3 protein-coding genes are annotated in these 2,427 nt (G+C 69.3%); 1 reads left to right on the top strand and 2 read right to left on the bottom strand.

Translation table 11 applies throughout. The features are described from left to right. Window positions 1-142: 142 nt before the first annotated feature. Window positions 143-655 (bottom strand): DinB family protein, encoded by a 513-nt coding sequence (locus ABTZ89_RS37950; RefSeq protein ID WP_270952216.1) that lies wholly within the window; start codon window positions 653-655, stop codon window positions 143-145. A gap of 123 nt (window positions 656-778) precedes the next feature. After that, on the bottom strand, window positions 779-1,420 hold the full coding sequence (locus tag ABTZ89_RS37955) for a heme-binding beta-barrel domain-containing protein (protein ID WP_270952217.1): 642 nt from the start codon (window positions 1,418-1,420) through the stop codon (window positions 779-781). A gap of 224 nt (window positions 1,421-1,644) precedes the next feature. On the opposite strand from ABTZ89_RS37955, the gene ABTZ89_RS37960 reads away from it, so the two are divergent. Continuing rightward, complete coding sequence (locus ABTZ89_RS37960; RefSeq protein ID WP_351054147.1) at window positions 1,645-2,391, top strand: class I SAM-dependent methyltransferase; 747 nt, start codon at window positions 1,645-1,647, stop codon at window positions 2,389-2,391. Window positions 2,392-2,427: the final 36 nt, after the last annotated feature.

Below are 2,427 nucleotides of genomic sequence, written 5' to 3' on the forward strand. Positions count from 1 at the left end.
AGTAGAACAGCCCGGTGCCCATCACATCACCGGGCGCCGACGGGGCCAGGTCGGTCATCACCAGGTGCTGCCCGGTGGCCTGTCCACAGGTGTCGGCGTGTCGGGCACCGGACGCGCCGATGGAACTGGTTCGGGGGGCCGGTCAGCCCATGGTCTTCTGGCCGTCGATGGTCTCGCGGATGATGTCCGCGTGGCCCGCGTGCTGGGCGGTTTCAGCGGCGATGTGCAGCAGCACCCGGCGGATCGTCCAGCGCTTGCCCTTCTCCTCCGACCACGGCGCGTCCGGGAGCAGGTGCGAGAGGTCCAGGTCGGGGACCGTCTCGACGATCTCGTCGGTCTTCCGCGCGACCTCTTCGTACTCGGCCAGCAGCGCTTCCAGCGTCTCCTCCTCGGTCACCTGGAACGTCGCCGCCATCTCGGCGAAAGCCGCCTCGTCGTAGGCGTCGAACTTGCGGCCGTTGCGGATGAAGTCGGCCCAGTTCCGCTCCACCGACGTGACGTGCTTGATCAGCACGCTGAGGGAGAACTCGCTCTTGGTCGGCCGCGAGCGGGCCTGCTCCTCGGTCAGGTTCTGCACCGTGTAGCGGAGGAAACCGCGGTGCGTCCGCAGCAGCTCCAGGATGTCCGCGCGCTCGCCGCTGAGGATGTTCGGCATCGGTTTCTCCCTATGTCGTTGTCGTTGCTCGAGAAACTAGCGGAGAGGGCTGACAACGCCAGGCGAATGACGACGGCCCCCGCTGCGGGTGCGCAGCGGGGGCCGGGTCGAAACTTCGCGGGATCAGCCGACGATGCGGTCCAGCTTGGCCGACAGCCGGGGCTGGAGCTCGTGCTCGGAGGTCGCGCGCTCCTCGACGTAGGCCAGCGCGCCGTCGACCACGCCGTAGAGCCGGCTGGCCGCGGTGACGTCCTCGCTGGTCGGGGTGCGCAGGACCGCGTCGGTGCCGAACTGCCAGGTGGTCTGGGCCGTCGGCCTGCCGAAGAACATCTCCGCGACGCCGGTCTCGTGCAGGATCAGCAGCTCGATGGTGTCGTCCGGCTGCGGGCGGAAGAACCCGGTCTCCCGGAACGCCGGAGCGACGACCGAGCCGCCCTCCCCGTCGAGCCGCCAGGCGCGGCTCTCGTAGGTCAGGAACGGGCGCCCGTCGTGCGCGATCGTGACCTGCTGGATGAACCGGTAGGTCTCGTCGATCGACGGGTGCGCGGCCTCGCCCTCACCGCGCCACACGCCGACGATCGGCAGCAGCGCCAGGCAGGCGTCGTCCAGGGACGGGCCCAGGCGCAGGTTGGCCGTGTCGCCGGGGCCGGGCAGGTCCTCGAACTCCGGCACGTTGCGGTGCGCGGTGAGCTTGGCGCGCTCGGCAGCTGCGGCGACCGCGGCGTCCCCGCTGCCGGGCTGCGGTTCGTTGGGCGTTGCAGTCACGGTGGGAAGGGTACCGGTGGCCCCGGATCAGTCGCTGTACAGGCGGTACAGCACGTAGCAGGCGAACCAGATGGTCGCCACGGCCGCGAGGCCGACGAGGGTGACGAGGCCGTAGTGCAGGAAGTCGATAAGTTCCACGGGCAAAGAATAACCACCAAGTGCGCTCGGCGGAGTGTGGCGTCGGGCATGATCTGGCGCGCACCGACGCCCAGGACGGGAATCACATGGACTTCGAGACGTTGCGCGAGCGGGCGCTGGCCTTCCGCGAAGACCTGCTGGCGCGCAAGGACGCCATCGCGCCCAGCGACTTCGGCTGGTACCCGTACGACACGATGGCCAACATCTTCCACCTGGATGCGCTGCTCAGCGGGCCGCAGCGGCAGGTGTTCGACCAGATCGCGGGCACCAGGATCGCCGACATCGGCGCGGCCGACGGCGACTTCGGGTTCTTCCTGGAGGACGAGCTGGGCTGCCAGGTCGATGTGATCGACAACGCGCCGACCAACTTCAACGGCCTGCGCGGCGCGCGGCGGCTGGTGACCGAGCTGGACTCGAAGGTCCAGGTGCACGAGATCGACCTGGACTCGCAGTTCGAGCTGCCCGCCGAGCACTACGGCGCGGTGTTCTTCCTCGGGCTGCTCTACCACCTGAAGAACCCGTACTTCGTGCTCGAGCAGCTGGCCCGGCGCGCGGACCTGTGCTTCGTCTCGACCCGGATCGCGCAGGTCACCCCGGACGGCACCTGCATCCAGCAGCAGCCGGTGGCCTACCTGCTGGACCCGGCCGAGGCGAACGACGACGCGACCAACTTCTGGATCTTCAGCGAGGCCGGGCTGCGCCGGCTCTTCGACCGCACCGGCTGGGAGGTGGTCGACTTCACCACGGTCGGCTGCCAGGAGGACTCCAACCCCAGCGCCCAGGACCGCGACGAACGGGCCTTCGCGCTCCTCCGCTCGAAGCGCTCCAGCTGATCAGTCTCGTGAGCGGCGATGGTGGCTCTGGCCACC

Origin of the sequence: Saccharopolyspora sp. NPDC002686, from assembly GCF_040295745.1 — a bacterium.
Taxonomy (GTDB): Bacteria; Actinomycetota; Actinomycetes; order Mycobacteriales; family Pseudonocardiaceae; genus Saccharopolyspora; species Saccharopolyspora oryzae.